General features: G+C 66.2%; 23 protein-coding genes and 1 other RNA gene. 1 reads left to right on the top strand and 23 read right to left on the bottom strand.

All coding sequences use genetic code 11. The annotated features are described in order from the left end of the window. Nucleotides 1-2: 2 nt before the first annotated feature. The 20 genes from AmiPiv_RS17395 to mraZ all read right to left on the bottom strand — a co-directional run bounded on the left by AmiPiv_RS17395 (nucleotide 3) and on the right by mraZ (nucleotide 23,302). Nucleotides 3-278, bottom strand: coding sequence for a type II toxin-antitoxin system RelE/ParE family toxin (locus AmiPiv_RS17395; RefSeq protein ID WP_445206973.1), 276 nt, complete (start codon nucleotides 276-278; stop codon nucleotides 3-5). An 81-nt stretch (nucleotides 279-359) separates the two neighbouring features. Further along, the gene (recN, locus tag AmiPiv_RS17390) at nucleotides 360-2,036 is read right to left on the bottom strand and encodes a DNA repair protein RecN (RefSeq protein ID WP_340038752.1); all 1,677 of its coding nucleotides are present in this window, start codon (nucleotides 2,034-2,036) and stop codon (nucleotides 360-362) included. A 10-nt stretch (nucleotides 2,037-2,046) separates the two neighbouring features. Then, nucleotides 2,047-2,916: an outer membrane protein assembly factor BamD gene (locus AmiPiv_RS17385; RefSeq protein ID WP_340038750.1), complete on the bottom strand. Its 870-nt coding sequence runs from the start codon at nucleotides 2,914-2,916 to the stop codon at nucleotides 2,047-2,049. Nucleotides 2,917-3,099: 183 nt separating this feature from the next. After that, on the bottom strand, nucleotides 3,100-4,035 hold the full coding sequence (lpxC, locus tag AmiPiv_RS17380; protein ID WP_340038749.1) for a UDP-3-O-acyl-N-acetylglucosamine deacetylase: 936 nt from the start codon (nucleotides 4,033-4,035) through the stop codon (nucleotides 3,100-3,102). A 372-nt stretch (nucleotides 4,036-4,407) separates the two neighbouring features. Next, on the bottom strand, nucleotides 4,408-6,093 hold the full coding sequence (gene ftsZ, locus AmiPiv_RS17375) for a cell division protein FtsZ (RefSeq protein ID WP_340038748.1): 1,686 nt from the start codon (nucleotides 6,091-6,093) through the stop codon (nucleotides 4,408-4,410). Nucleotides 6,094-6,165: 72 nt separating this feature from the next. Continuing rightward, a complete protein-coding gene (gene ftsA / locus AmiPiv_RS17370; RefSeq protein ID WP_340038747.1) occupies nucleotides 6,166-7,476 on the bottom strand; it encodes a cell division protein FtsA in 1,311 nt (436 codons plus the stop codon). Then, nucleotides 7,473-8,414 carry a cell division protein FtsQ/DivIB gene (locus AmiPiv_RS17365; RefSeq protein ID WP_340038746.1) on the bottom strand — a complete coding sequence of 314 codons (942 nt, stop codon included), beginning with the start codon at nucleotides 8,412-8,414 and terminating at the stop codon, nucleotides 7,473-7,475. The genes ftsA and AmiPiv_RS17365 overlap by 4 nt, the downstream gene beginning before the upstream one ends. Then, the gene (locus AmiPiv_RS17360; RefSeq protein WP_340038745.1) at nucleotides 8,402-9,328 is read right to left on the bottom strand and encodes a D-alanine--D-alanine ligase; all 927 of its coding nucleotides are present in this window, start codon (nucleotides 9,326-9,328) and stop codon (nucleotides 8,402-8,404) included. Before AmiPiv_RS17360 ends, AmiPiv_RS17365 begins: the two co-directional genes overlap by 13 nt. A gap of 317 nt (nucleotides 9,329-9,645) precedes the next feature. Continuing rightward, entirely contained in the window at nucleotides 9,646-10,656 is a 1,011-nt protein-coding gene (gene murB / locus AmiPiv_RS17355) for a UDP-N-acetylmuramate dehydrogenase (RefSeq protein ID WP_340038743.1), read from the bottom strand. After that, nucleotides 10,611-12,017 (bottom strand): UDP-N-acetylmuramate--L-alanine ligase, encoded by a 1,407-nt coding sequence (gene murC, locus AmiPiv_RS17350; RefSeq protein ID WP_340038742.1) that lies wholly within the window; start codon nucleotides 12,015-12,017, stop codon nucleotides 10,611-10,613. The genes murB and murC overlap by 46 nt, the downstream gene beginning before the upstream one ends. Continuing rightward, nucleotides 12,014-13,141, bottom strand: coding sequence for an undecaprenyldiphospho-muramoylpentapeptide beta-N-acetylglucosaminyltransferase (murG, locus tag AmiPiv_RS17345; protein ID WP_340038741.1), 1,128 nt, complete (start codon nucleotides 13,139-13,141; stop codon nucleotides 12,014-12,016). Before murG ends, murC begins: the two co-directional genes overlap by 4 nt. Nucleotide 13,142: 1 nt before the next feature. Next, complete coding sequence (gene ftsW / locus AmiPiv_RS17340; protein ID WP_340038740.1) at nucleotides 13,143-14,297, bottom strand: putative lipid II flippase FtsW; 1,155 nt, start codon at nucleotides 14,295-14,297, stop codon at nucleotides 13,143-13,145. Continuing rightward, the gene (gene murD, locus AmiPiv_RS17335; protein WP_340038739.1) at nucleotides 14,294-15,697 is read right to left on the bottom strand and encodes a UDP-N-acetylmuramoyl-L-alanine--D-glutamate ligase; all 1,404 of its coding nucleotides are present in this window, start codon (nucleotides 15,695-15,697) and stop codon (nucleotides 14,294-14,296) included. The genes ftsW and murD overlap by 4 nt, the downstream gene beginning before the upstream one ends. A gap of 7 nt (nucleotides 15,698-15,704) precedes the next feature. After that, a complete protein-coding gene (gene mraY, locus AmiPiv_RS17330; RefSeq protein ID WP_340038738.1) occupies nucleotides 15,705-16,787 on the bottom strand; it encodes a phospho-N-acetylmuramoyl-pentapeptide-transferase in 1,083 nt (360 codons plus the stop codon). 24 nt (nucleotides 16,788-16,811) lie between these two features. Continuing rightward, on the bottom strand, nucleotides 16,812-18,245 hold the full coding sequence (locus AmiPiv_RS17325; protein ID WP_340038737.1) for a UDP-N-acetylmuramoylalanyl-D-glutamyl-2,6-diaminopimelate--D-alanyl-D-alanine ligase: 1,434 nt from the start codon (nucleotides 18,243-18,245) through the stop codon (nucleotides 16,812-16,814). Further along, nucleotides 18,242-19,696 carry a UDP-N-acetylmuramoyl-L-alanyl-D-glutamate--2,6-diaminopimelate ligase gene (locus tag AmiPiv_RS17320; protein WP_340038736.1) on the bottom strand — a complete coding sequence of 485 codons (1,455 nt, stop codon included), beginning with the start codon at nucleotides 19,694-19,696 and terminating at the stop codon, nucleotides 18,242-18,244. Before AmiPiv_RS17320 ends, AmiPiv_RS17325 begins: the two co-directional genes overlap by 4 nt. 48 nt (nucleotides 19,697-19,744) lie before the next feature. Continuing rightward, nucleotides 19,745-21,454 carry a peptidoglycan D,D-transpeptidase FtsI family protein gene (locus AmiPiv_RS17315; protein ID WP_340038735.1) on the bottom strand — a complete coding sequence of 570 codons (1,710 nt, stop codon included), beginning with the start codon at nucleotides 21,452-21,454 and terminating at the stop codon, nucleotides 19,745-19,747. Continuing rightward, nucleotides 21,451-21,825 (bottom strand): cell division protein FtsL, encoded by a 375-nt coding sequence (gene ftsL / locus AmiPiv_RS17310; protein WP_340038734.1) that lies wholly within the window; start codon nucleotides 21,823-21,825, stop codon nucleotides 21,451-21,453. The genes AmiPiv_RS17315 and ftsL overlap by 4 nt, the downstream gene beginning before the upstream one ends. A 5-nt stretch (nucleotides 21,826-21,830) precedes the next feature. Continuing rightward, on the bottom strand, nucleotides 21,831-22,847 hold the full coding sequence (rsmH, locus tag AmiPiv_RS17305; RefSeq protein ID WP_340038733.1) for a 16S rRNA (cytosine(1402)-N(4))-methyltransferase RsmH: 1,017 nt from the start codon (nucleotides 22,845-22,847) through the stop codon (nucleotides 21,831-21,833). Continuing rightward, entirely contained in the window at nucleotides 22,844-23,302 is a 459-nt protein-coding gene (mraZ, locus tag AmiPiv_RS17300) for a division/cell wall cluster transcriptional repressor MraZ (protein ID WP_340038732.1), read from the bottom strand. Before mraZ ends, rsmH begins: the two co-directional genes overlap by 4 nt. A 408-nt stretch (nucleotides 23,303-23,710) precedes the next feature. Here mraZ and AmiPiv_RS17295 point away from each other — a divergent pair, with 408 nt between their 5' ends. Beyond that, complete coding sequence (locus AmiPiv_RS17295; protein ID WP_340038731.1) at nucleotides 23,711-24,826, top strand: cystathionine gamma-lyase; 1,116 nt, start codon at nucleotides 23,711-23,713, stop codon at nucleotides 24,824-24,826. 4 nt (nucleotides 24,827-24,830) lie between these two features. Here the strand turns inward: AmiPiv_RS17295 and AmiPiv_RS17290 are convergent, their stop codons facing one another. The 3 genes from AmiPiv_RS17290 to rnpB form a co-directional block, all read right to left on the bottom strand. Next, a complete protein-coding gene (locus AmiPiv_RS17290; RefSeq protein ID WP_340038730.1) occupies nucleotides 24,831-25,124 on the bottom strand; it encodes a type II toxin-antitoxin system RelE/ParE family toxin in 294 nt (97 codons plus the stop codon). Next, nucleotides 25,121-25,402, bottom strand: a complete 282-nt coding sequence (locus AmiPiv_RS17285; RefSeq protein WP_340038729.1) for a type II toxin-antitoxin system ParD family antitoxin — start codon at nucleotides 25,400-25,402, stop codon at nucleotides 25,121-25,123. The genes AmiPiv_RS17290 and AmiPiv_RS17285 overlap by 4 nt, the downstream gene beginning before the upstream one ends. Nucleotides 25,403-25,552: 150 nt before the next feature. Beyond that, nucleotides 25,553-25,948: RNase P RNA component class A (rnpB, locus tag AmiPiv_RS17280), an RNA gene on the bottom strand. Between the last annotated feature and the right edge of the window lie 68 nt (nucleotides 25,949-26,016).

Raw genomic sequence — 26,016 nt, 5'->3', positions numbered from 1 at the left:
TCCTAATGGTAATCCTCGTAGTCAAGGTCGATGATTTCGACCTCGACCTTGTCGATCAGGAACGTAAGGCGCCAGTTTCGCGTCACAGAAAGGCTCCAGGTGCCCTTCCGCTCCCCCGTCAGCTGATGCGCCTTCCAGCTTGGGACCGAACGCAACTCCTCTTCCCGCTCCATGTCCTGCAGGAACGCGAGAATGTTGCGAATCTTGTCGACGAATTGCGGAGGAAGCCCGCTCGGGTCGTCCTCTTCGAAAAGTCGGCGCAAGCCTTTGTGCTTCACGCTTCGGATTCTCATCCAAAGTAGCATAGCTCACAAGCACTGAACCGTAAAGCGTTGCGTTACGCTATACGAGCTTTCAATTCATAGGATCGCAGCGCTGTTCTCGCGCAATAGGCGCTCGGCCGCCGCCCGCGCCTCCTCGGTGATGGTCGCGCCCGACAGCATGCGCGCGATCTCTTCCTGGCGCGCCGGCCGGTCCATCTCGTGGATGCCGGTCGCGACCCGGTCGGTGTTGCCCTGCTTCGAGATCAGGAAATGGGTCTCCGCCCGCGCGGCGACCTGCGGCGCGTGCGTGACCGAAAGCACCTGGACGCGGTTGGCGAGCCGCGCCAGGCGCTGGCCGATGGCGTCGGCGACGGCGCCGCCCACGCCGGTGTCGATCTCGTCGAAGACGAGCGTCGGCGCCGACCCGCGATCGGCGAGCGCGACCTTCAGCGCGAGCAGGAAGCGCGACAGCTCGCCGCCGGACGCCACCTTCATCATCGGCCCGGGCCGCGTGCCCGGATTGGTGCGCACCCAGAACTCGACCTGGTCGATGCCTTCCTGCAGCCGGTTGTCGGCCTCGCTCGACATCTCGACGATGAATTCGGCGCGTTCGAGCTTGAGCGCCGGCAGTTCCGCCATCACCGTCCTGCGCAGGCTCTCGGCGGCCGTCTTGCGCAGTTCGGAGAGGTTGGCGGCGACGCGGTCATAGGCGTCGCGGGCGGCGACCGCCTGCCTTTCGAGCCCGTGCAGGCGTTCCTCGCCGGCGTCGAGATCGGCGAGGTCGGCAACCATCGTGTCGCGCAGCCTGGCGAGATCGTCGACGGCGACGTTGTGCTTGCGGGCGGCGGCGCGCAGCGCGAACAGCCGCTCCTCGGCCTTCTCCAGCCGCTGCGGGTCGTATTCGGTGGCGCGCAGCGCGGCATCGACACCCGACTGTGCTGCATCGAGCGAGATCATCGCCTCGTCAAGCGACTTCACCACCTCGTCGAGCAGGCCCGGCACCTCGGCCGCCTTGCGCTGCAGCCGGCGCAACAGGCTCGCCAGCTGCGGCAACGGCGACGACGAGCCGGACAGTACGTCCTGCGCATCCTGGATTTCGGACGCGATCTTCTCGACCCGCATCATCGAGGCGCGCAGTTCGGCGAGCTCGGTCTCCTCGCCCGGCTGTGGATCGAGCTTGCCGAGTTCGATAACGGCTGCGCGCAGATATTCGGCCTCGCGGGCCGCGGCCTCGACGCGGGCGCGATGCCGGGACAATTCCTGTTCGGCGTTGCGCCAGAGCTTCCAGGCCTCGGCGGTCGCCCTCGCCTCGCCGACATGGCCGCCGAAGGAATCGAGCACGTCGCGATGCGCGCCGGCATCGACGAGCGCCCGGTCGTCATGCTGTCCGTGGATTTCGACCAGCGCCCTGCCGATGTCGCGCATCAGCGTGACGCTCGACGGCTGGTCGTTGACGAAGACGCGGGTGCGGCCATCGCCGGTCTGCACGCGCCGCAGGATGATGTCGCCGTCGTCCTCGATGGCGTTGTCGGCGAGCATCTGCCGGGCAGGATGGTTGCGCGGCACGTCGAAGACGGCCGTCACCTGCCCCTGGCTCGTGCCGTGGCGAACCAGCGAGGCATCGCCGCGCGCGCCGAGCGCGAGCGACAATGCGTCGAGAAGTATGGATTTGCCGGCGCCGGTCTCGCCGGTGAGCACGGAAAGGCCCGCATTGAAATCGATGTCCAGCCGTTCGATCAGGACGATATCGCGGATCGACAGTCGCGAGAGCATCGATTTCTGGTCAGGCGCCGGAGAACAGCTTCCCGGCCTTGGAGATCCACGAGCCGGCGTTTTCGCGCGGCTCCAGGCCGTTGGTCTGCAACAGCTTGTAGGAATCCTTGTACCACTGGCTGTCGGGATAGTTCTGCCCGAGCACGGCGGCGGCCGTCTGCGCCTCGGAGGTCAGGCCCATCGCGTAGTAGGTCTCGGTAAGACGCGCGAGAGCCTCTTCGACATGGCGCGTGTTCGAATAAGTCTCGACCACGTTGCGGAAGCGCTTGGCGGCGGCGATGTACTCGCGGCGCTCGAGATAGTAGCGGCCGATCTGCATTTCCTTGCCGGCGAGCTGGTCGCGGGCAAAGCGGATCTTGTCGTTGGCGTCGTCGACATATTCCGACTGGGGCCAGCGCTGCACCACTTCCTGCATCGCCTCGATGGTACGCCGCGCTTCCTTCTGGTCCTGGGTGACGTCGCGGATCTGGCGGAAATAGCTCAGGCCGATGATGTACTGCGCGTAAGCCGCGTCGTCGGTCGAGGGGTAGAGCGAGAGATAGCGCTTGGCCGAGTTGATGGCTTCCTCGTAGGAGCCCTGGCGATAGCTGGCGAAGGCACCCATCACCATGGACTTGCGCGCCCACTCCGAATACGGATGCTGGCGGTCGACGGCCTCGAACTTGCGGCTCGCCTCCTTCAGGCGGCCGGCATTGAGGTTGGCGAGGCCCTGATTGTAGAGCACGTCGGCCGGCTCGGTCTGCTCGACATAGGTGGCGAGATCGACATCCGCTTCGCTCGACATGCAACCGGAAAGTGCAAGTCCGGGAACAACGAGCGACAGCGCCACGGCAATCGGCTTCACGCGCAACTTCGGTCCACCGGCTCGAATCAATGACATCACAGAATTCCGCCCCTTCGGCGTAGTTTCGCTTTTAGGCAAATGGCCATAGATCACAACTGGCCGTGCCGGGCAACGCTATCTCCGGTCATTCGCGCAATTTTGTGGCACACGCTACTACGCGCCATTTCGTCGGTCAGGTGGTGCAGCAAGGCCACACCACCGGTCCGCGAATGCCGGCCGTCACAGGGTCCAGGGCGCGTGGACGGCAGCGCTGACTGCGATCAGTTCCGCCGAGCGGCCGCGCTCGCGGCGCGACGTCTCGACGATCTCGAAGGCAGAGCGATCCGAAAGCAGCCGGCGCAGCGCGGCGGCATTCAGCCTGTGGCCGCCGCGATAGGAGCGGAAGCAGCCGATGAAGCGCGCGCCGGCGAGCGCCAAGTCGCCCATGGCATCGAGCGTCTTGTGGCGCACGAACTCGTTCGAGTGACGCAGGCCCTCGATGTTGATGATGTGGTTGTCGTCGCCGATGACCACCGAATTCTCGAGCGACGAACCGAGCGCGTATCCTGCCGCCCAGAGGCGCTCGACGTCCTTCATGAAGCCGAAGGTGCGGGCGCGTGAAATCTCCCGGCGGAAGATGTCGTCATTGACGTCCGAGGCGAAGGACTGGCGGCCGATGGCCGGGCTCTCGAAATCGATCTCGACCTCGAAGCGGGTTCCGCCATAGGGACGGAACTCGGCCCAGGAGGCACCACTCTCGATTCGCACCGGCTTCAGCACGCGGATATAGCGGCGCTTGACGGCTAGCGTCTCGATGCCGGCCTGGTCGATCGCCTCGACGAACTGCGCGGCACTGCCGTCGAGAATCGGAATCTCGTTGCCTTCGACCTCGATGACGAGATTGTCGATGCCGAGGCCGAAAAGGGCAGCCATCAGATGCTCGATCGTCGCCACATGCGCGCCGGCCGGATCGCCGAGCAGCGTACAAAGATCGGTTGCACCCACTTCTGACACAATTGCGCGGAACTCTCGGCCATCAACGTGGAACACTACACCCGTGTCGGCATCCGCCGGCACGAAATGGATCGACACGGGCTTGCCGCTATGCACGCCAATGCCCGACAGCGTCGCACGCGATTTGAGAGTTGTCTGATAGTCCTGCAAGTCGATCCCCATATGCCCGTCCACGTCACGCCCGCTTCGCCACGAAGCGGGACATGACTCTCGTCGACTTGAATGGACGGTGCCTCATCCCCACAGCACCAGCCCTGCCGACTTTGGAACGCCGCGGCTTCGAGTCGAAGCCAGTTGCACGCTCCTCGACTTTGCGCACCGCATTTGGCTGAAATAGACTTCCGGCCCGATGCACTAGTCGGCGCGAAGATAGTCTTCCGGCTGATAGACTCCAAATCACGGTTTCTTACTCTGTGTAACTGCGAGGCCGCTTCGATTCGGCCCCTCAACCTTCTGATTTGACTTACCTTTTCATATCAAAAGGCGGGCGTCGAGACGCCCGCCTTTCAATCAGTGTTACCGCTCGTTCACAGTTTAGTTGGCTTGCCGGCGAAGGAATGCCGGAATCTCCAGCTGATCGTCTTCCTGCTGCCTGGGCTGCGGGGCGATCCGGCCCTGCTCGTCGAGCTGGCCGCGGCGCGGCGCGTAGAGCTGCGCTTCCTGGCTGGCCACGCGACGCTGCTCGGGAGCCGGCTGGCGCAGGCGCGGTTCGCGCGGCTGTGCCGGCTGGAGCCGCGCCGGCTCTTCCTCGCGACGGGTCAGGCCGCTGGTCAGGCGCTTCAGCAGCCCCATCGGGCCACGCTCTTCATGGTCGACCGGCTGTGCCTTGGCGGCCACCTCGGCTTTCACCATCGGCGGGAAGTCCTCGACGCGCGGCATGCGCGGGGCCGGAGCCGGCTGCATCATCTCGCGTTGAGGTGCCACCTGTTGCTGCACGACGGGCTGCGGCGCCGGCTGGTGGAACTGCGGCTGATAGGCCTGCGGCTGGGGCTGTGCGGGCGGAGCCTGGAACAGCTTGCTCTGCGGGCGGAAGTCCTCGGCCGGAGCGGCGGCACGCGGCTGTGCCATTGCGGCGGCGTTGGTTTCTGCGAGGCGGATCGCGTCGGCGACGGGATCGTTGCTGCGCATTTCCATGCGCGGCTGCTCCTGCACGGCAACCTGCGGCTGCGCCGGGCGCACCTCGGCGGCAGGACGCTGCGCCGGCTTGGGCGGCGCCTGGCGGATGGTCAGCGGGGCTGCGGCGATGTCGGCCGCCGACTTGTCGATGCCGGTGGCGACCACCGACACGCGGATGACCCCCTCGAGATCCTCGTCGAAGGTTGCGCCGAGGATGATGTTGGCATCCTGGTCCACTTCCTCGCGGATGCGGGTCGCGGCTTCGTCGACCTCGAACAGGGTCAGGTCGCGGCCGCCGGTGATCGAGATCAGCAGGCCCTTGGCGCCCTTCATCGAGGTCTCGTCGAGCAGCGGGTTGGCGATCGCGGCTTCGGCAGCGGCCATCGCGCGGCCCTCGCCCGAAGCCTCGCCGGTGCCCATCATCGCCTTGCCCATCTCGCGCATCACCGAACGGACGTCGGCGAAATCGAGGTTGATCAGGCCTTCCTTGACCATCAGGTCGGTGATGCAGGCGACGCCCGAATAGAGCACCTGGTCGGCCATGGCGAAGGCGTCCGCGAAGGTCGTCTTGTCATTGGCGAGGCGGAAGAGGTTCTGGTTCGGGATGACGATCAGCGTGTCGACGCACTTCTGCAGCTCTTCGATGCCCATGTCCGCCGTCTTCATGCGGCGCTGGCCTTCGAAGTGGAACGGCTTGGTGACGACGCCGACGGTCAGGATGCCCTTCTCGCGCGCTGCGCGGGCAACGACAGGAGCCGCACCCGTGCCGGTGCCGCCGCCCATGCCAGCAGTGACGAAGCACATGTGGGTGTTCGACAGGTGGTCGATGATCTCGTCGATGCACTCCTCGGCGGCGGCGCGGCCGACTTCCGGCTGCGAGCCGGCGCCGAGACCCTCGGTCACGTGCGCGCCGAGCTGGACGAGACGCTCTGCCTTCGACATCGTCAGCGCCTGGGCGTCGGTGTTGGCCACCACGAACTCGACGCCGCGCAGGCCGGCGGTGATCATGTTGTTGACGGCGTTGCCGCCGCCGCCCCCCACGCCGAACACCGTGATGCGCGGCTTGAGCTCGGTGATATCCGGCTTCTTGAGATTGATCGTCATTGTCCTCGTCCTTTTTGCCTTTTCAAGCCGTTTCGCCGTACGGCCTTGTATGGGGTCGCCCCCGGTCAATTCCTAAAAACTGTCTCTCAACCACTGACTCATGCGATGCAGTTTTCCGCCCGTTCCCGTCGCCCTGTAACGGGAAATTCCCTTTGCCGCCTGGCTCTCGATGCCGGCCACCTGCGGATAGATCAGCAGTCCCACCGCGGTCGCGAAGGCCGGCCCCTTGGCCGCCTCCGGCAGGCCGGCCACGCCGAGCGGGCGGCCGATACGCACGTTGCGGCCAAGAATGCGGCGCGCCGCCTCGGGCAGGCCAACCAGCTGGCTCGCGCCACCGGTCAGCACGACCCGCTTGCCCACCGCATTGCCGTAGCCTGACTTGTTGAGCCTGTCGCGGAGCAGTTCGAGCGTCTCGTCGATGCGGGCGCGGATGATGCGCGCCATCACCGAGCGCGGAATCTGCAACGGCACGTCGCTGTCGTCGGCGCCGATCGGCTGGATGCTGACCAGGTCGCGGTCGTCGGCGCCGCCCGGCAAGGCCGAGCCGTGCATGACCTTGAGCCGCTCGGCGTCCTCAAGACGCGTCGACAGCCCCTTTGCGAGATCCATGGTCACGTGGTTGCCGCCGATGGGAATGGCGTCGGCATGGACGAACTTGCCTTCGGCGAAGACAGACAGCGTGGTCGTGCCACCGCCCATGTCGATGCAGGCGGCCCCCATCTCCAGCTCGTCGTCGACGAGCGCGGCCAGGCCGCTGGCGTAGGGCGTCGCCACCATCTGCTCGACCGACAGGTGCGAGCGGTTGATGCAGAGTTCGAGGTTGCGCAACGGCGCCAAGTCCCCGCTCAGCACGTGCATGTCGACACCGAGCGTCTCGCCGACCATGCCGCGCGGATCGCGCACGCCGCGCTCGGCATCGAGCGAGAAGGCGACGGGCAGCGAGTGAATCACCTCACGCTCCGACCTCAGCGCCTGCTTGGCGCCGGCCGCGAGCACGCGGCTGACATCCGCTTCCTCGACTTCGTGGCCACCGAGATTGACCGTCGCCGAGAAGGCTTCACTCTTGATGCGGCCGGCAGAGAGATTGACGATCAGCGAGTCGGCGGTAAGCCCGGCCATGCGCTCGGCGGCGTCGACCGCCAGCCGGATCGCATGCTCGGCGCGGTCGAGGTCGACAATCACGCCCGACTTCACGCCTTGCGACTTCTGGTGGCCGATGCCGATGACCTGCGCCTGATGGGTGCGGCCCTTGAGCAACTGGCTGCCCTCGGCAGGCTTCAGCTTGGCCACCACGCAGCAGACCTTGTTCGACCCCACATCGAGCACGGTAAGGATGCCCGAGCGGCGTGAAGCTGCATCCTTCTGACCACCTAGCCAGCTCATATTCTCTTCTCCGCCTTAGCCTTGACGGTCTTGGGCTTGTTCTTCAGCTCTTCCGCGCGGCGCTCAACGGCCTCGGGCGTGAGCTGCACGACCAGCCGGTCGCCAAGACGCATGTCCACGGCCGAGATATCCCGGCTCAAAAGCCCGTTGTCGCGATCCAGCACCATCAGTTCGGCAAGCGCCGAATCGACGCCGAATTCCGGCAGCTTGACCGTAATCCCGTTGTCGAGCCTGAGGTCCCAGCGGCGCTCGCCGACACGGATATAGCTCCGGACGCGCGGCGCCAGCCCCGGCACATTCTGCACCTGCGCCACGAAGCCGGCGGCCTGCTCGGCGGCACCTAGCCCAACCACCATCGGCAGCATCAACTGGCTGCCGCCCGTGAAGGGGGCGATCACTCCGCCCGACTTGTCCACGACGCTGAGCTGCCGGCCATGCTGCCAGATCGCAAAGGCTTCGCGCTCGTCGATGCGGACCTCGATCGAGTTGGGATAGACCTTGCGCACGTCGGCGCCGCGCACCCAGGGCAGGCTGACGATGCGCTCGCGCGCCTGGCCGGCATCGAAGCCGACGAGAGAGGTCCAGCCGTTGAGCTCAAGCTTGTCGAGGATGTCGATCTCGGAGGTCTCGCGGTTGCCCGAAACCTTGATCTGGTCGACGGCGAAGCCGCTGCGCGCCGTCACCCCCTGAACCATCGTCGGGAAATGGCCGCCCACATAGGCGCCGTAGAGGGCGCTCGCAGCCAGGAAGGAAACCGTCATGATCGACGCCGCATAGCGCGGCGGCGTGAAGTCCCCGCGCCCGAAGCGCGACAGGAAACGGACCGGCTTGCGCAGATACCGCGGCAGCACGAAATGCTCCGCCGACAGGGACAGCCCGAAGGGACCCGGCTTCGCGCCGTGCACCTCCCCGTCATATCCCGTCTTCAACGCAAACACGAAGCGTCCTCCACCATCCAACTCAACAACTCACCAAACGAATGCCCGGCTTGGGCGGCAATCTCAGGCACCAGCGACGTCGGCGTCATGCCGGGTTGCGTATTGACCTCCAGCCAGACGACCTCCCCGTTTTCGGAATGGCGGTCGTCGTACCGGAAGTCAGACCGGGAGACGCCCCGGCACCCGATCGCTTGGTGAGCCTTGAGCGCCAGTCTTTGTATTTTTTGGTAAATAATCGGTGAAACTTTCGCGGGGCATTCGTGCTTTGATCCGCCCGGCACGTATTTTGAATCGTAATCGTAGAAGGCATGCCCCGTCGGCACGATCTCGCAGACGCCCAGCGCCACGTCGCCCATCACCGCGCAGGTCAATTCGCGACCATGGATGTAGCGCTCCACCATGACCGCCTCGCCGTAGCGCCACTCGGGCGACGAGATGATCTGCGGCGGATGCGATTGATCCTCCTTGACGATCACCACACCGAAGCTCGACCCCTCGGCTACTGGCTTCACCACATAGGGCGGCGCCATCGGATGCTCGTTGCGGATGGTGAAGCGGTCGAGAACCCTGGATTCGGCCACCGGAATGCCCGCTGCCTTGGCAACCTTCTTGGACTGCTCCTTGTTCATGGCAAGCGCCGAGGCCAGCACGCCCGAATGGGTGTAGGGGATGGCGAGGAATTCGAGGATGCCCTGGATCGTGCCGTCCTCGCCGAAGGGACCGTGCAGGGCATTGAACGCAACGTCCGGCTTGAGCGCCGAAAGCACGGTGCCGACATCGCGCCCGACATCGACGCGGCTGACCTGGTAGCCTACCCGCTCGAGCTCATCCGCGCAGGCATTCCCGGACGAAAGGGACACGGGCCGCTCGGACGAGAATCCACCCATCAGGACAGCAACGTGCTTCGACTTCATCTTGCGAGAATCCCCTCTCAACTCAGCACGCAACGCCTTGTTTCCAAAGACTGAATCCGACCTGTCCGGAAGTGGAACCTCCGGATGAAAACGCGGGCCACGCGTCACGCGACTCAAATCAGGAAACGCTTTAGGTCAGAGAATCAGAGACTTGATTCCGTGGCAAGTGCCGATTGGAAATCATTGCGAATTCGTGACCCGGGCGAATCCCGCGCCCCCTCGGATTGGCAACGGCGAGCGGCGAAATTCGGGCAGCAAAAAGCCCCCGGCGCCATGGACATCGGGGGCTGCGCAGAAACGTTGCGGGGTCAGCCTACCTAGAGCATTTGCCCAAGGAACTCCTGCACTTCGTGACCCGGCTTGAACCTGCCGATGCGCTTGATCTCCCACTGCAGGCGGATGCCGGAATGCTCCAGCACGCGGCCGCGCACGGTCTCGCCGAGATATTCGAGGTCGTAGCCGGTGGCCGTGCCGGTGTTGATCATGAAGTTGCAGTGCATCGGCGACATCTGCGCGCCGCCGATCATCAGACCCCGGCATCCGGCCTTGTCGATTTCCTTCCAGGCGGAGGTGCCCTCGGGGTTCTTGAAGGTCGAGCCACCGGTCTTCTCGCGGATCGGCTGCACCGTCTCGCGATGATGCTGGACCGCATCCATCGCCGCCTTGATCGCGTCCTTGTCCTCGCGATAGCCCTCGAACAGCGCCGAGGTGAAGATCAGGTCGGGCGCGGCCGACGAATGGCGGTAGCTGTAGCCCATGTCGGCGTTGGAGAGCACGTGCAGGTTGCCGGCGCGGTCGAGCGCCCGCACCTCGACGACGCGCTCGCGCGTCTCGACGCCGTTGGCGCCCGCATTCATGCGCAACGCCCCGCCGACGGCACCGGGGATGCCGTGGTAGAAATGGAAGCCGCCTATGCCGCTGTCGTGGGCGAGCGCGGCCACGCGCTTGTCGGGCGTCGCCGCCCCTGCCCGGATCTGCGTGCCCGACACCGTCTCGGCCTCGCCGAACCCCTTTGCCGACAGCCTCACCACGAAGCCGGGAATGCCGCCCTCGCGCACCAGAAGGTTGGAGCCGATGCCCACCACCATGACCGGGATTTCTTCCGGCACGGCCTTCAGGAACGCCGCGAGGTCCTCCTCGTCGGCGGGCTGGAACAGCGCATCGGCGATGCCGCCGGCGCGGAACCAGGTGATCTTCTCCATCTCGGCATTGACGGTCATGCGCCCGCGCAGGCCCGACAGCCGATCGCCGAGTTTGGCGAGAAGCGCTTCTCCGCCGCCCGTCACGACCCACCCCCGGCGAGTTCGCCCGGCAGGGCATAGGCCCATTGCGTGATGTTGCCGGCGCCGAGGAAGACGACGAAATCGCCCGGCTTGGCAAGCTCACGCACGATCGGCGCGACTGCGGCGGCCCCGTCGATGTAGCGGGCGTCGCGATGGCCGCCGGCGCGGATGCGCGCGGTCAACGCCTCGGAATTGACGCCGTCGATCGCATCCTCGCCCGCGGCATAGACCGGCGCGACCATCACCGTGTCGGCGTCGTTGAAGCACGCCGCGAAGTCGTCGAACAGATCGCGCAGGCGGGTGAAGCGGTGCGGCTGGGCGATGGCGATGACGCGGCCGCCGGTGGCCTCGCGTGCCGCCCTGAGCACCGCCTTGATCTCGACCGGATGGTGGCCGTAGTCGTCGAACACCTCGACGCCGTTCCAGCTGCCGGTGTGCGTGAAGCGGCGCTTGACGCCGCCGAAGGACGAGAGCCCGCGCTTCACCGCCTCGGCGGAAATGCCGAGCTCGGTCGCAACGGCGATCGCAGCCGTGGCGTTGGAGACGTTGTGGCGGCCGGGCATCGGCAGGCGAAGACCTTCGATAGTCGTCGACGACGCCGACTTGCGGTTGCGGATGACCACGTCGAAGACCGAAACCGCGCCGTCCATGCGGTGGTTGGTGAAGCGCACGTCGGCCTGGGCGTTCTCGCCATAGGTGATGACGCGGCGATCCTCGATGTGGCTGACCAGCGCCTGCACCTCGGGATGGTCGGTGCACATCACGCCGAAGCCGTAGAAGGGGACGTTCTCGACGAACTGGCGGAACGCCTCGCGCACCTTGTCGAACGTGCCGTAATGGTCGAGGTGCTCCGGGTCGATGTTGGTGACGACGGCGACGTCGGCCGGTAGCTTGAGGAAGGTGCCGTCGCTCTCGTCCGCCTCGACCACCATCCACTCGCCCTCGCCCATGCGCGCATTGGTGCCGTAGGCGTTGATGATGCCGCCATTGATGACGGTCGGATCGAGCCCGCCGGCGTCGAGCAGCGTCGCCACCATCGAGGTGGTGGTCGTCTTGCCGTGCGTGCCGCCGATCGCCACCGCGTTGCGGAAGCGCATCAGTTCGGCCAGCATCTCGGCGCGACGGACGATCGGCAGCAGCTTTTCGCGCGCCGCCTTGAGCTCCGGGTTGGACTTCTTGATCGCGGTCGACACCACGATCACCTCGGCGTCGCCCAGGTTCTCGGCCTTGTGGCCGACGAAGCACTCGATGCCTTTGGCCCGCAGGCGCTGCACGTTGGCGCTGTCGGCCTGGTCCGATCCCTGCACCTTGTAGCCGAGATTGTGCAGCACTTCGGCGATACCGCTCATGCCGATGCCGCCAATGCCGATGAAATGAACGAGACCGATGGTCTGCGGCATCTTCATGGCCGCACTCCCTTCTTGAATTCAGCAACGGGTATGCTGGAGGCAATAGCCTCTGCGAGGTCGGCGAGCAACCTCGTGGCATCCGCCCTGCCCACTGACCTCGCGGCAGCCGCCATCGCCGCCATCCGCTCCGGCTCGACCATCGCGGCGCCGAGAAGGGCAGCGATGCGCTCGGCAGACAGCGTCGACTGCGGGTGTACCTCCGCGCCGCCCGCGGCGGCAAGGCGTGCCGCATTCGCCGCCTGGTCGTGGTCGAGCGCGTGCGGATAGGGCACCAGCAGCGCCGGCCGGCCGATCACCGAAATCTCGGAGACCGTCGACGCTCCCGAGCGCGAGATCACCAGATGGGCAGCCGCCATGCGCTGCGCCATGTCGGTGAAGAACGGCGAGACGTCGGCCTCGATGCCGAGCCTGGCATAGGCCGCCTTGACCTTGTCGGCGTCCTCGGCGCGGGCCTGCTGGGTGACCCGGAGCCGCTTGCGCTGCGCCTCCGGCAGCATCGCGATCGCGGCCGGAACGGCGTCGGAAAAGAACTGCGCGCCCTGGCTGCCGCCGAAGACCAGCAGGTTGAAGCGGTCCGAAGCGCCGGAAGCCGCATAGGGCGCCTTGGCCGCCTCGATCACCGCGGGACGCACCGGATTGCCCGTCACCACGGTCTTGGCGCTGTTGGCGCCCGTGTTCTCCGGCAGGAAACCGCCGGCAATGGCATCGACCCTGCCTGCCAGCGCCCTGTTTGCGCGGCCCATCACCGCATTCTGCTCATGCACCATGGCCGGCACGCCGCGCCGCGTCGCAGCGTAGAGCGGCGGCAGCGTCGGGTAGCCGCCGAAGCCGATCACCACCGCCGGCTTGATCCTGGCGATGACCCGCGACGCCTCGCGCACGCCGCGCCAGATGCTCCAGAACGCGCGCAGCAGCGCTATCGGGTTCTTGGAGCCGATCGTCGCCGAGGGAATGGGATGGATGGCGGCCGCCGGGAATTTTCCGGCGAAGCGCTCCGCCCGGTCGTCGGTGGCGAGGTGCACCTGCCAGCCGCGCGCCGTCAGTTCGTGCGCCAGCGCCTCGGCGGGAAAGAGGTGGCCGCCGGTCCCCCCGGCGGCAAGCATGACGGTACCCTTGGCCATCTCATTCGGCCGGCAGCATGCGTCGGCTGGCCGCGCCGAAGCCCGTCTGCCTGAGCTTTTCCGGCTTCTTGCGGGTCAGCGCCAACACCATGCCCATGGACATGGCGATCGCGATCAGCGAGGAGCCGCCATAGGAGATGAACGGCAGCGTCATGCCCTTGGCGGGCATCAGTTGCAGGTTCACGCTCATGTTGATGATCGCCTGGAAGCCGAACACCACCACCAGCCCCGCCACCGCATAGCGGGTGAAGTCGTCCTGCTCCTTGAGCGCCGCCCTCAGCCCGCGCAGCACGATAAAGGCGAAGATCGACATGATGCCGAACAACAGCACGATGCCGAATTCCTCGCCGGCGACCGAGAAGACGAAGTCGGCATGGCTGTCGGGAATGACGCGCTTGACCACGCCCTCTCCGGGGCCGACGCCGAACCAGCCGCCGCTGACGATCGCTTCGCGCCCCATGTCGACCTGGAAGGTATCGCCCTCGCCGGTGATGAAGCGGTCGATACGGCCGGCGACGTGCGGGAAGAACAGGTAGGCCGCAAAGCCGCCGCCGGCGCCGAGCGCGCCGAGAGTGATGATCCAGAACCAGGACATGCCTGCCATGAAGAACATGACGCCCCAGGTGCCGAGCACCAGCATCGTCTGTCCAAAGTCGGGCTGTGCCATGAGCAGCGCAAGCACGACGCCGAGCAGGATCATGGCAAAGAGATTGCCCGGAATTTCGTGATGACGCTCATGCTCCGACATCAGCCAGGCGGAGATCACGACGAAGGCTGGCTTGAGGAATTCCGACGGCTGGATGGAGAGGCCGGCGAACGAGACCCAGCGCCGCGCGCCCTTGACCTCGACGCCCACGAACAGCACCGCCACCATCAGGACCAGCATGATGCCCAGCATGATGATCGACAGGCGCCTGATCTGCCGCACATCGAGGAACGACACCGCGATCATTACCATCAGGGCCGGGATGGTGAAGATGATCTGGCGCGTGGCGAAATGGAACATGTCGAGGCCGATGCGCTGTGCCACCGCCGGGCTTGCCGCGAACGACAGCACGATGCCCAGTCCCATGAGCATGAGGAACGCCGCGAGGAACCATCTGTCCACCGTCCACCACCACATGGCGACGGGACTTCTGTCGAGACGACTGATCATGGCCTTGCCCCTCCGATGGCGCTGACGCCATCAATAGCACTCACAGCTTGCCTGAAGGCTTCGCCGCGGACCTCGAAGTTCTTGAACTGGTCGAAGCTGGCGCAGGCCGGCGACAGCAGCACCACCGCCTCGCCGCTGTCGTCCTTGGCCGCGTCTTCGGCGGCGTGCTCGACTGCGGCAGCCAGCGTTCCGGAGATTTCATACGGAACCGCCTCGCCCAGTGTCGCGGCGAAGGCCGGCGCGGCCTCGCCGATCAAATAGGCACGCGCGATGCGCGGAAAGAAGCTGCGCAGCGGCTCGATGCCACCTTCCTTCGGCAGGCCGCCGGCAATCCAGTAGACGCGCTGGAAGCTCGATAGGGCGGGTGCCGCGGCGTCCGCATTGGTCGCCTTGGAATCGTTGACGAACAGCACGTGCCCCTTGCGTCCCACCTGCTCCATGCGGTGGGCAAGGCCGGGAAAACTCTCGAGCCCTGCCTGGATCTCCCCGAGGTCGAGACCGACCTTGAGGCAGGCGACGACGGCCGCGAGCGCATTCTGGGCATTGTGCTGGCCACGCAGGGAGCCGATGCCTTCCAGGAAGGCGATGCGGCTATAGCGCCCGTCGATCGCCTCCATCAGGTTGGTGCCGTCGGCGAAATAGCCGTCCGTCAGCGGCAGGCGCTTGGAAATGCGGACCACGTCCTTGCCGGCGCGTTCCAGCCGGTCAGCGATCTGGGCGCAATAGACGTCGTCGACCCCGACGATCGCCGTGTCGCTGCCTGCAACCAGCCTTTCCTTGATCGAAGCGTAGTGCTGCATCGTGCCGTGGCGGTCGAGATGGTCCGGCGTCAGGTTGAGCAGGATGCCGGCCGTCGGATTGACCGAAGGGGCCAGGTCGATCTGGTAGGAGGAGCACTCCACGACGTAGTGCCGGCCGGCCTCGGGCGGGTCGAGCGTCATCACCGCCCGGCCGATGTTGCCGCCCATCTGGGTGTCGCGCCCGGCCGACTGCAGGATATGGGCGGTCAGCGCCGTGGTGGTCGACTTGCCGTTGGTGCCGGTGATCGCCACGAAGGGCGCGGTCGGCGCAGTGGCCAGGCGCTCGCGCGCGAACAGTTCGATGTCGCCGATCACCTCGACGCCGGCGCCGCGGGCCAGCTCCACCGTCCAATGCGGCTTGGGATGGGTCAGCGGCACCCCAGGCGACAGCACGAAGGACGCGACGGCCGACCAGTCGATGCCGCGCAGGTCGGCCGTTGCTATGCCATCGGCCGCGGCCCTGGCCACGCTCTCGGGGTTGTCGTCCCAGGCGACTACCTGCGCCCCGCCCTCGGCCAGCGACCGTGCCGTGGCGATGCCGGAACCGCCGAGCCCGAAGAGCGCGACCTGCTTGCCGGCGAATGAGGTGGCTCGGATCATCGCAGCCTCAGCGCAGCTTGAGAGTGGACAGGCCGATCAGCGCCAGGATGACGGCAATGATCCAGAAGCGGATGACCACCTGGCTCTCGGTCCAGCCAAGTTTCTCGAAATGATGGTGGATAGGCGCCATCAGGAACACCCGGCGGCCGGTCAGCTTGAAGAAGCCTACCTGGATGATGACCGACAGCGCCTCCATGACGAACAGGCCGCCGACGATGGCCATGACGATCTCGTGCTTGGTGGCGACCGCGACCGTGCCGATCAGTCCGCCGAGGGCCAGCGAGCCGGTGTCGCCCATGAAGATGGCGGCGGGCGGCGCATTGAACCACAGGAAGCCGAGGCCGGCGCCGATGACCGCCCCCAGGATGACCGCCAGTTCGCCGGTGCCGGGCACGAAGTGGATCTGCAGGTATTCGGCGAAGACGGCGTTACCTGACAGGTAGGCGATGACGCCGAAGGACGCCGCGGCGATCATGATCGGCACGATGGCGAGCCCATCGAGGCCGTCCGTCAGGTTCACCGCATTGCCGGCGCCGACCACCACGAAACAAGCGAAGGGAATGAAGAACCAGCCGAGATTGAGCAGGAAATCCTTGATGAACGGGAAGGTCAGCGACGACGAGAACGGCGCCTGGCCGTTCTGCATGATGATCCAGGCGGCGATGGCGGCGATCACGAACTCGATGCCCAGGCGCGCCTTGCCCGAAAAGCCCAGATGCGATTGCTTGGTGACCTTCAGATAGTCGTCGTAGAAGCCGATGGCGCCGAAGCCGAGCGTCACGAACAGCACCACCCAGACATAGACGCTGGCGATGTTGGCCCAGAGCAGCGTCGACCCGATGATGCCGGAGAGGATCATCAGGCCGCCCATGGTCGGCGTGCCCGCCTTCTTGAAATGGGTCTGCGGCCCGTCGGCGCGGATCGGCTGGCCCTTGCCCTGCCTAAGGCGCAGCGAATTGATGATGGCGGGCCCGAAGATGAAGACGATCAGCGCGGACGTGATCAGCGCCCCGCCGGTGCGGAAGGTGATGTAGCGGAAGACGTTGAAGAACGAGACCTTGTCCGCGAAATCGACAAGCAGAGTTAGCATGCGTATCCGTCCCCCGAGACCCTGTCAGGTCGGTGTGGTGTTGCCGGCATGGGCCGGGAATGTCTTGATCATCGCGTCGACCAGCCGGGAAAAGCCGATGCCCTTCGACGATTTGATCATGATGGCGTCGCCGGGGCGCACCGTGCTCAGAAGCACCGGCTTGAGCTCCTCGACGCCGGCGCGATACTCGGCCTTGAACCCCTCGGGCAGCGTATCGGCGAGAGCCTTCATCTCCGGGCCGGCGAGCAGCACCATGTCGGTCCTGGTCGAGCCGATCAGTTCCGCCAGCGCCGAATGCAGCCTGGCCGAATGTGCGCCCAGTTCCAGCATGTCGCCGAGCACGGCGATGCGCCTGCCGCCCGCGGCGACGGGCGTGGCGTCGAGAAGCTCGATCGCCGCCTTCATCGAAGCCGGATTGGCGTTGTAGCTTTCGTCGATCAGCGTGATCGGCCCGTTCGGCAGGTGCAGGATGTGGCGCTGGCCGCGCCCGCTGGCGGCCGACATCGAGGCGAGCGCGGTCGCGACCGTCGGCACGTCGGCGCCACAGAGATGCGCCGCTCCCAGCACCGCAAGCGCGTTCTGGACAACATGGCGTCCCGGCACGCCGACGCGGGCCGGCACGTCGCGGCCGGCGACGCGCGCGACGATCATCGAGTGATCGGCTTCGAGCGTGCACTTGAGCAGCCGGAAGGTCGCTCGTGCGTTCTCGCCGTAGCTCATCACATTGTCGACGCCTGCCGCGCGGGCGAATTTCTCCAGCAGCTTGAAGCGGCCGTCGTCGCGGTTGAGCAGCACCGCCCCGCCGGGCTCGACCCCTTCGAAGATCTCGGCCTTGGCCTTGGCGATCTCGTCGAGGCTGCGGAAGAACCCGAGATGGGCGGCCGCGATCAGCGTGATGATCGCAATGTGCGGCCGGACCATGCGCACCAGCGGGCTGATCTCGCCGGGATGGTTCATGCCGATCTCGAAGACGGCGTAGTCGCTGTCCTCGGGCATGCGCGCCAGCGTCAGCGGCACGCCCCAGTGGTTGTTGAACGAGGCGACCGAGGCATGCACCTTGCCGACCGAGGACAGCGCATGCCGCAGCGCCTCCTTGGTGCTGGTCTTGCCGACCGAACCGGTGACGGCGATGATGCGCGCGCGCGACCGGGCACGCGCCGCGACGCCTGCCTTCTCGAGCGCCGCGAGCACGTCGGGCACCACGATCATCGGCGCCGTCAGCCGGCCCAGCGCCGGCAGCTTGCTCTCCGCCACGACCAGAAGCCCCGCCCCCGCCTTGATGGCGGCGGTGGCAAAATCGTGGCCATCCATCGTGTCGCCCTTGATGGCGAAGAAGGCATCGCCCGGCTCGAGGCTGCGGCTGTCGATGGAAATGCCGGTGATACCTTCCGGCATCTGCCCGAACGGACGGCCGCCCGTTGCGTCGACAAGTGCCTCGGAGGTCCACAGCAGGCTCATGCCGGGCTCCCGGCGAGCGCCTTGCGCACTTCCTCATGATCCGAAAAATGCAGCGTCTGGCTGCCGATCGTCTGGCCTTCCTCGTGCCCCTTGCCGGCGACGATCAGCGTGTCGCCCTCGTGCAGCATGGCGACCGCTTCGTGGATCGCCTGGCGCCGGTCGCCGATCTCGATCGCGCCGGGGGCGGCGGCCATGATCGCGGCGCGGATGGTCTCGGGCACCTCGGAGCGCGGGTTGTCGTCCGTCACGATGGTGACGTCCGCCAGCCGCGTCGCGATCTCGCCCATGATCGGGCGCTTGCCGCGATCGCGGTCGCCGCCGCAGCCGAAGACCACGATGACCCGGCCCGTCGTGAACGGCCGCACCGAGGCGAGCACGTTCTCGAGCGCGTCAGGCTTATGGGCGTAGTCGACATAGACGGGCGCGCCGGCCGCGGTGGTGCCGACGAGGTCGAGCCGTCCCGGAGCTCCCTTGAGATTTTCGAGCGCCGCCAGCGCCCTGGCCGCGTCCGTTCCGGTCGCGATCGCCAGCCCCGCCGCAACCAGCGAGTTGGCGACCTGGAAGTCGCCCGCCAGCGGCAGGTCGACTTCGTGGATGACACCGCCGCATTCGATCTCGGCGCGCTGCCGGTGGCGTTCGTGCTCCACCCGCTTCAGGTTGAGGAATTCGCCGTGCCGGCCGACCGTCAGCACCTTGAGGCCGGCGGCGCGGGCGGCTTCGATCGTCGGCTGCGACCATGCATCGTCGGCGAAGATCACCGCTGGCGCGCCCTTGGGCAGCAGCGTGTCGAACAGGCGCAGCTTGGCGCGCAGATAGTCTTCGACCGTGGGATGGTAGTCCATGTGGTCGCGACCGAGATTGGTGAAGCCGCCGGCCGCGAGCCGCACGCCATCGAGGCGGCGCTGGTCGAGGCCGTGGCTGGACGCTTCCATCGAGGCGTGCGTCACGCCGTCATCGGCGAGTTCGGCCAGCAGCTTGTGCAGCGCCACCGGGTCCGGCGTGGTGAGCTGGCCGTATTCGTTGCGGCCCGGCGCCACGACGCCCGTCGTGCCGATGCTGGCCGCGGCCAGGCCCGCCTGCTCCCAGATCTGGCGCGTGAAGGCGGCGACCGAGGTCTTGCCGCTGGTGCCGGTGACGGCAACCATGGTCTTGGGCTGGCGGCCGTAGAACCTGGCAGCGCTCAACGCCAGGGCCTGGCGAGGGTCGTCGACCAGGATGACGGGCACGCCCACCGCCGAAATCCGGGTTTCCTTCGAGGCAATCACGGCGAGTGCGCCACGTTTGGCCGCATCAGCGGCATAGGCAGCACCGTCGGCCTTGCTGCCGGGTACGGCAAAAAACAGCGTTCCCGGCGTCACCTGCCGCGAATCCGAGGAAACCCCGCTCGCCTCGACATCGTGGGACAGAACCCCATCGACGGGCAGGATACCGGCAAGGTCTTTTATTTTCATCGAGTTCCGTTCGTCATAAAGCGGCGCGTTCTTTGGCGCGCCTGAGAATCAAGGGTAGGAAGCCAGCGTTGCCTCACCTTCTTGGCCGAATTCTGGCTTCACGCCAAGCAGCGGGGCTGCGCGCCGGATAATGTTGGACGTGATCGGCGCGGCCGTGAGAGCGGCGGTTGCCGAACGGGTGGAACCTTCCATCTTCGGCTCGTCGATGATGGTCAGCACCAGATACTTCGGATCTTCCATCGGGAAGGCGGCAACGAAGGCGTTGAAGTTCTTTTCCTTCGAATAGCGCCCGTTGACAACCTTTTCAGCCGTACCCGTCTTGCCGCCGACGCGATAGCCGGGAACCGTGCCGCGCTTGGCGCCGCCCTCTTCGGCGTTGAGGCGGTAGAGATACTTCATGTCCTCGACGGTCTGCGACTTGACCACTTGCTTGCCGATCGCATTCGCCTCCTCCTGGGTGCGGATCAGGAAAGTCGGCGGAAGGAGCTTGCCGCCGTTCATCAGCGCGGCGGCGCCTACGGCCGTCTGCAGCGGCGTGGTCGAGAACCCATGCCCGAACGCGGCCGTGATCGAGTGCACCCTCTTCCAGACCTTCGGTTCGGTCGGCTTGGCGACCTCCGGCAGCTCCGTCTGCATCCGGTCGAGCAGCCCCATGCGCCTGAGGAATTCGCGATGCGCCTCGACGCCGACGGCCTCGGCCTCGCGCGCCGAGCCGATGTTGGAGGAGTAGATGAACACCTCCGGCACGCTGAGCACCCTGCCCTTGCCGCGGAAGTCGCGGATCGTCTGGCCGCCGATCTTGATCGGCTTGCTCGCGTCGAAGGTGCTCTGCAGCGTCACCTTGCCGGAATCCAGCGCCATCGAGGTGGTGAAGCTCTTGATGGTCGAGCCCATCTCGTAGAGGCCTGCCGACATCCGGTTCAGGCGATCCTGCTGCAGCGCGTTGAACGGGTTGTTGGGGTCGAAATCCGGGACCGAGCCCATGGCCAGCACTTCGCCGGTCCTGACGTCGAGCACGACGGCGCCCGCGGCGATGGCCCGGTACTTCTCGAGCGCTGCGACGATTTCGCTGCGCACGATGTGCTGCACGCGCAGGTCGATCGACAGCCTGACCGGCTTGAGGTCCTTGGCGACGGCCAGGCCCGAAGCCTGGAGATCGGCCAGGCCCTGGTCGTCGATGTATTTTTCCAGGCCCGAAATGCCCTTGTTGTCGACGTTGGTCAGCCCGATGATGTGGGAGGTGGTCTCGCCGGCCGGGTAGAAGCGGCGCTTCTCGGTGCGGAAGGCGATGCCGGGAATGCCGAGCGCCATGATCTCGGCCTGCTGCTTGGGCGTCAGCTGCCGCTTGAGCCAGACGAAGCCGGTGCCGCTCTTCAGCTTGTTATAGGTCTGCTCGACGTCGAGATCCGGCAGCACGGTCGTCAGCTTCTCGATCGCCTCGTCGGCATCGACGATGCGGCGCGGCTCGGCAAACAGCGAGGCCGTCTTGATGTCGGTCGCCAGCACCTCGCCATAGCGGTCGACGATGTCGGGACGCGAGGCGGTCACGCGCGACTCCGGCCCGGCCGAGGTCTCCGGATCGAGCATGCCGAGATAGACGAGCCGGCCGGCGATCGTGGCGTAGATCGAGAAAAACACGACCATCGTCATGATGACGCGGTTGCGCGTGCGCCCGCCGGTCTTCTTGCGCGCGCTGTCGAACACGATCGCGGCGTCGCCTTCCGCCTTGCGCCGCTTTTTGCCCAGCCAGCCGATCATTGCGATATTCCCCCGGTCAAAATCTGGTCGAGCGTGGTGTCAGCCGTGCCGCCGGATGCTTCGCGCGTCAGGTCTTCGATGGTCAGCGGACGGGCAGGCAGCGCATCCAGGCCGACGATCTGGCGCGCGTCGACGGGCTGGAGCTTCAGCTCGGTCTGGTAGGCATCGGCAAGGGTCTGCAGGCGCGCGGGCTGCGTAAGCAGGCTCCAGTCGGCCTTCAGAAGGTCGATGGTGTCTTCCTCGAAGCGGATCTGCGCCTCGATCTTGTTGACGGCCTTGAGCTGGTTTTCGGCCTCGTCCTTGGTCTTGTAGGTGAACGCCGCGGCGGTAACCATCACGGCGATCAGGACCATGTCGCTGGTACGGAACACGAGTCTTACCTTTCTCCCGTCTGGCCGACGTCGGGAAGCTTCGGAAGCCCGAAGATGGAAAAATCCTCAGCGCGCGCCGGCGCAACAGTGCGCACTGCAGCACGCAGCTTGGCAGAGCGGGCACGCGGGTTCGCGGCGATCTCGGCGTCGCCCGGTCCGACCGCGCCGCCCGACTTTTCGAAGGTCGTGGCGATCGTTTCGAGTTCCGGCATGTAGCGCGAGCGCGACGGCGCGCTGGACCGGTCGGCGATGAAGCGCTTGACGATCCGGTCTTCGAGCGAATGGAAGGTCACGACGACGAGCCGCCCGCCGGGCTTCAGCGCCCGCTCGGCGGCGAAGAGCGCACGGGCCAGTTCGCCAAGCTCGTCGTTGACATAGATGCGCAGCGCCTGGAACACGCGCGTCGCCGGGTGGATCTTGTCCTTCGGGCTGCGGCCGATATGGGTCTCGATCGCATCGGCGAGGTCGAGCGTACGCTCGAAGGGGCGCTTCTCGCGGCGGCTTTCGATCATCCGCGCGATACGTCCGGCATGGCGCTCCTCGCCGAGGAAGCCGAAGATGCGCGCGAGATCACCCGCCTTGAAGCGGTTGACGACATCGGCCGCGCTCGGCCCCGCCTGGGCCATGCGCATGTCGAGCGGGCCGTCGGCGCGGAACGAGAAGCCGCGCTCGGCCTGGTCGAGCTGCATCGACGAAACGCCGATGTCGAGCACCACGCCGTCGACCTGGTCGACATGTTCGTCCAGGCTGGAGAACGGCGCCTGCACCAGCCGCAGCTTGCCGCCGGACTGGCTTTCCAGCGCCCTACCCGCCGCAATGGCGTCGGGATCGCGATCGATGGCGACGACGGAGGCGCCCGTGCTCAGGATGGCCTTGGTGTATCCGCCGGCGCCGAAGGTGCCGTCGACATGCACTTCGCCCTCGACCGGACGAAGAGCGGCCAGGACTTCGGCAAGGAGAACCGGAACGTGGCGGGCCGGTCCGCCTTCAGCGTGATGGTCGTCGCCGAGACCTGCCATCATTCCGGTCGCTCCCCAGGCTTCGTCCCCTGCCGAAGCTTCAGAAGCCGCGCGCGCACTTCCGCGCCATGAGCGCGAAGCCGCTCCGGCTCCCACATTTGAAAAAATTGGCCGCGGCCGACAAAGGCTACTTCCGTCGTGATCCCGGTGTGCTCGCGCAGAAAGTCCGAGACCGATATCCGCCCATCCTGGTCGAGCTTTAGGAAAGTGCTGTCGCCATGGACGAAGAATGACATGTCGTCCGCCGTCTGCAGGAACGGATCCTCCTGCGCGATGCGCTGCTCGTAGCGGTCGAGCAGATCCAGCCCGCCGACATCGAGTGCCGGCACGTCGAGCGCCCGCAGCGCATAAAGCTCGGTATAGCCGCGCTTCTGCAGTACGGCACGGAAATGCGCCGGAACGGAGACCCGCCCCTTCGCATCGATCCTGTTCACCGCATTCGACAGAAACCGGTCCATCACATGATACGGCCGCTTCCGCTGCCGCGCCCCTCGTCACCATGCCGGCCGCGCCCTGACGGCCCGGCCAAATCCGCAAGCCAGTCCCGCTCCCGGCCGAATCCGTACTGCGACCCGCAGCCGCCGCGGCCGCCAGGTCGGCATACGCCTCACCCTTTACTGGAACGAAATCATGGTTACCGAATTGGGATAACATGGGGCTATATGGGCGTCAACGGGAACACGGCACACGATCATGTCGCAACCGGGACTGATTGACCCTTTCACGGCACTCGGATTTTTATGCTCCATTAAGGCTAACGAAGTCTTAGCGTGGCCCAATGCAGCAGCAGAACCGGGCCTTGCTTGGCGCCGACCTGCGCCCTAGCCTCGGCAGCGCAGGAAATTCTTCAGGGAGATGCGCAGACCATGGCCGAGACGATGAAGGAACGCGCAGCGTCTCTTGCCCATCTCCGCCGCTCCAGGCTGTCGAAGGGCGACCCCATCCCTCTCCCGCTCACCATGGCCGCCATCTACCACGCGCCGGGCGATGCGACGGGCTTCAACCAGTATGGCCGCTTCAGCAATCCCAATTGGGCGGCGGTGGAGGAGATGCTCGGCCACCTCGAAGCCGCACCCTGCGTGGCCTTTCCCTCGGGCATGGGCGCGATCTCGGCGACGTTCTTCGCCCTGCTGAAGGCAGGCGACCGGATCCTGCTGCCGTCCGACGGCTACCACACGACCCGCCTGATGGCGGAGCGCTTCCTCGGCGCCTTCGGCGTCTCCACCGACGTCAGGCCGACGGCGTCATTCCTCGACGGCGGCTTCGAAGGCTATCGCCTGGTCTTCATCGAAAGCCCGTCGAACCCCACGCTCGACATCTGCGACATCAGGGCCGTGGCCGAGGCAGTGCACCGGGCGGGCGGCCTGCTCGTCGTCGACAACACCACGATGACGCCCTTCGGCCAGCGTCCGCTCGACCTCGGCGCCGACATCGTCGTTGCCGCCGACACCAAGGCGCCGAACGGCCATTCCGACGTGCTGTTCGGCCATGTTGCGAGCCGCAATCCCGATGTCATCGAAGCTGTGACCGAATGGCGGCAGAATGCCGGCGGCATCCCCGGCCCGTTCGAGGCCTGGCTGGTGCATCGCGGGCTCGAGACGCTGGAACTGCGCTTCGACCGCATGTGCTCCTCGGCCGAAGCTCTCGCCCCGCGGCTCAAGGCCCACCCCGCCGTGAGCGGGCTGCGCTTCCCCGGCCTCGAGGGCGACCCGTCCCACAACCTGGCCCGCGCCCAGATGGAGCGCTTCGGCTTCCTCATCAGCTTCGACCTCGGCTCGGAGCAGAAGGCCGAGGACTTCATCAATGGTTGCGAGCTGATGCATGCCGCTACTTCCTTCGGCGGCGTGCATACCGTCGCCGAGCGCCGCCTGCGCCGCGGCGATGCGGTGACGCCGGGCTTCGTCAGGCTTTCCGTTGGCTGCGAGCCGGTGGAGGAGCTTTGGGCGGCGATGAAGGCGTCGCTGGACAGGATCGGCGGGTGAGCGATCAGGGCAATAGGTCGTCGCCCAAGATGTCGCGGCGGCCGTGCAGAACTCGGACGATGAGCACGTCGGGCCCTTCTACACGATAGAATGTCACGTATTCGCTCACCACGACGTGCCGCAGATCCGGGAGTAGATCCGCCCGCTCGGCACCGGAATACGGCTGCGTGGCAAGCAACTCCCAGCGATCAGCCATACGCTTGATCAGCCGAGCTGCGGCATTGGGATTGAATTGGCCGAGGTGGTCGCCGATCGCCTCGATATCGGCCATGGCCCGAGGCGTCAGCCGGTAGCTCATCGATCAGCCTGGCCTTTGCCGATCGCTTCGTATCTTGCCGCCAGTTTGGCCATGAATTCGGGACCGTCGCTACCCGGCCCGCTGTCGATGCCTTCCTGCACCAGCGCGCGAAGCTCCTCGAGCGTATAGCCATAGAGTTCGCGCCGCTCCTTCCAGAGCCTGAGCGCGTCGCGGATCACCTCGCTGGCGGAAGCGTATTCGCCGGCCTCGACGGCGCCGTCGACGGCAGCCGCCAGCTCGGGCGAAAGCGTGATGCTGCGCTTGTCGATGTGGCCCATGGCGCGCCTCCTGGTGAGGGCAGGATGGTACGAACAAATCGCACCACATACAAGCGTGGGACATGCACGGCGGGCGGCGGGCATCCGCCCAGGTGCAGCAACACCTTGGTGCCCGCAGGACAATCGCTTTTGTGCGGCTGGAAGACAGGCAGCGCCAGCTGGCCTGTAAGCCGGGTTCTGTATGGCCCCCACGCCTTGCGGCGCGGGAACGTGGCGGCCATTCTTCTTGGACGGGCATTGCTGCACGCCTCACGCAACCAACCCGGGCGGCAGGCCGGAAACAGCCCTGAGGGTTGCCCCTCGCACCGCCCCTATTCGGTTTTGCTCCCGGTGGGGTTTACCGTGCCGCTCCTGTTGCCAGTCGCGCGGTGGGCTCTTACCCCACCCTTTCACCCTTGCCGCGGAAACCGCGGCGGTTTGCTTTCTGTGGCACTTTCCCTGGGGTCGCCCCCGCCGGCCATTAACCGGCACCGTGTCTCCATGGAGCCCGGACTTTCCTCACCTGCAGCCTTTCGGCTTCGCAGGTGCGGCCGCCCGGCCAGCTGGCAAGGCGTATAAAGGGATTTGTGCCGGAAAACGCAACCAAAAACGTCGGCGCTTCGCGCGCCTCAGCC

The organism is Aminobacter sp. Piv2-1, assembly GCF_037625995.1.
Classification (GTDB): Bacteria; Pseudomonadota; Alphaproteobacteria; order Rhizobiales; family Rhizobiaceae; genus Aminobacter.
This window is presented reverse-complemented; position numbering and strand designations above follow the sequence as displayed.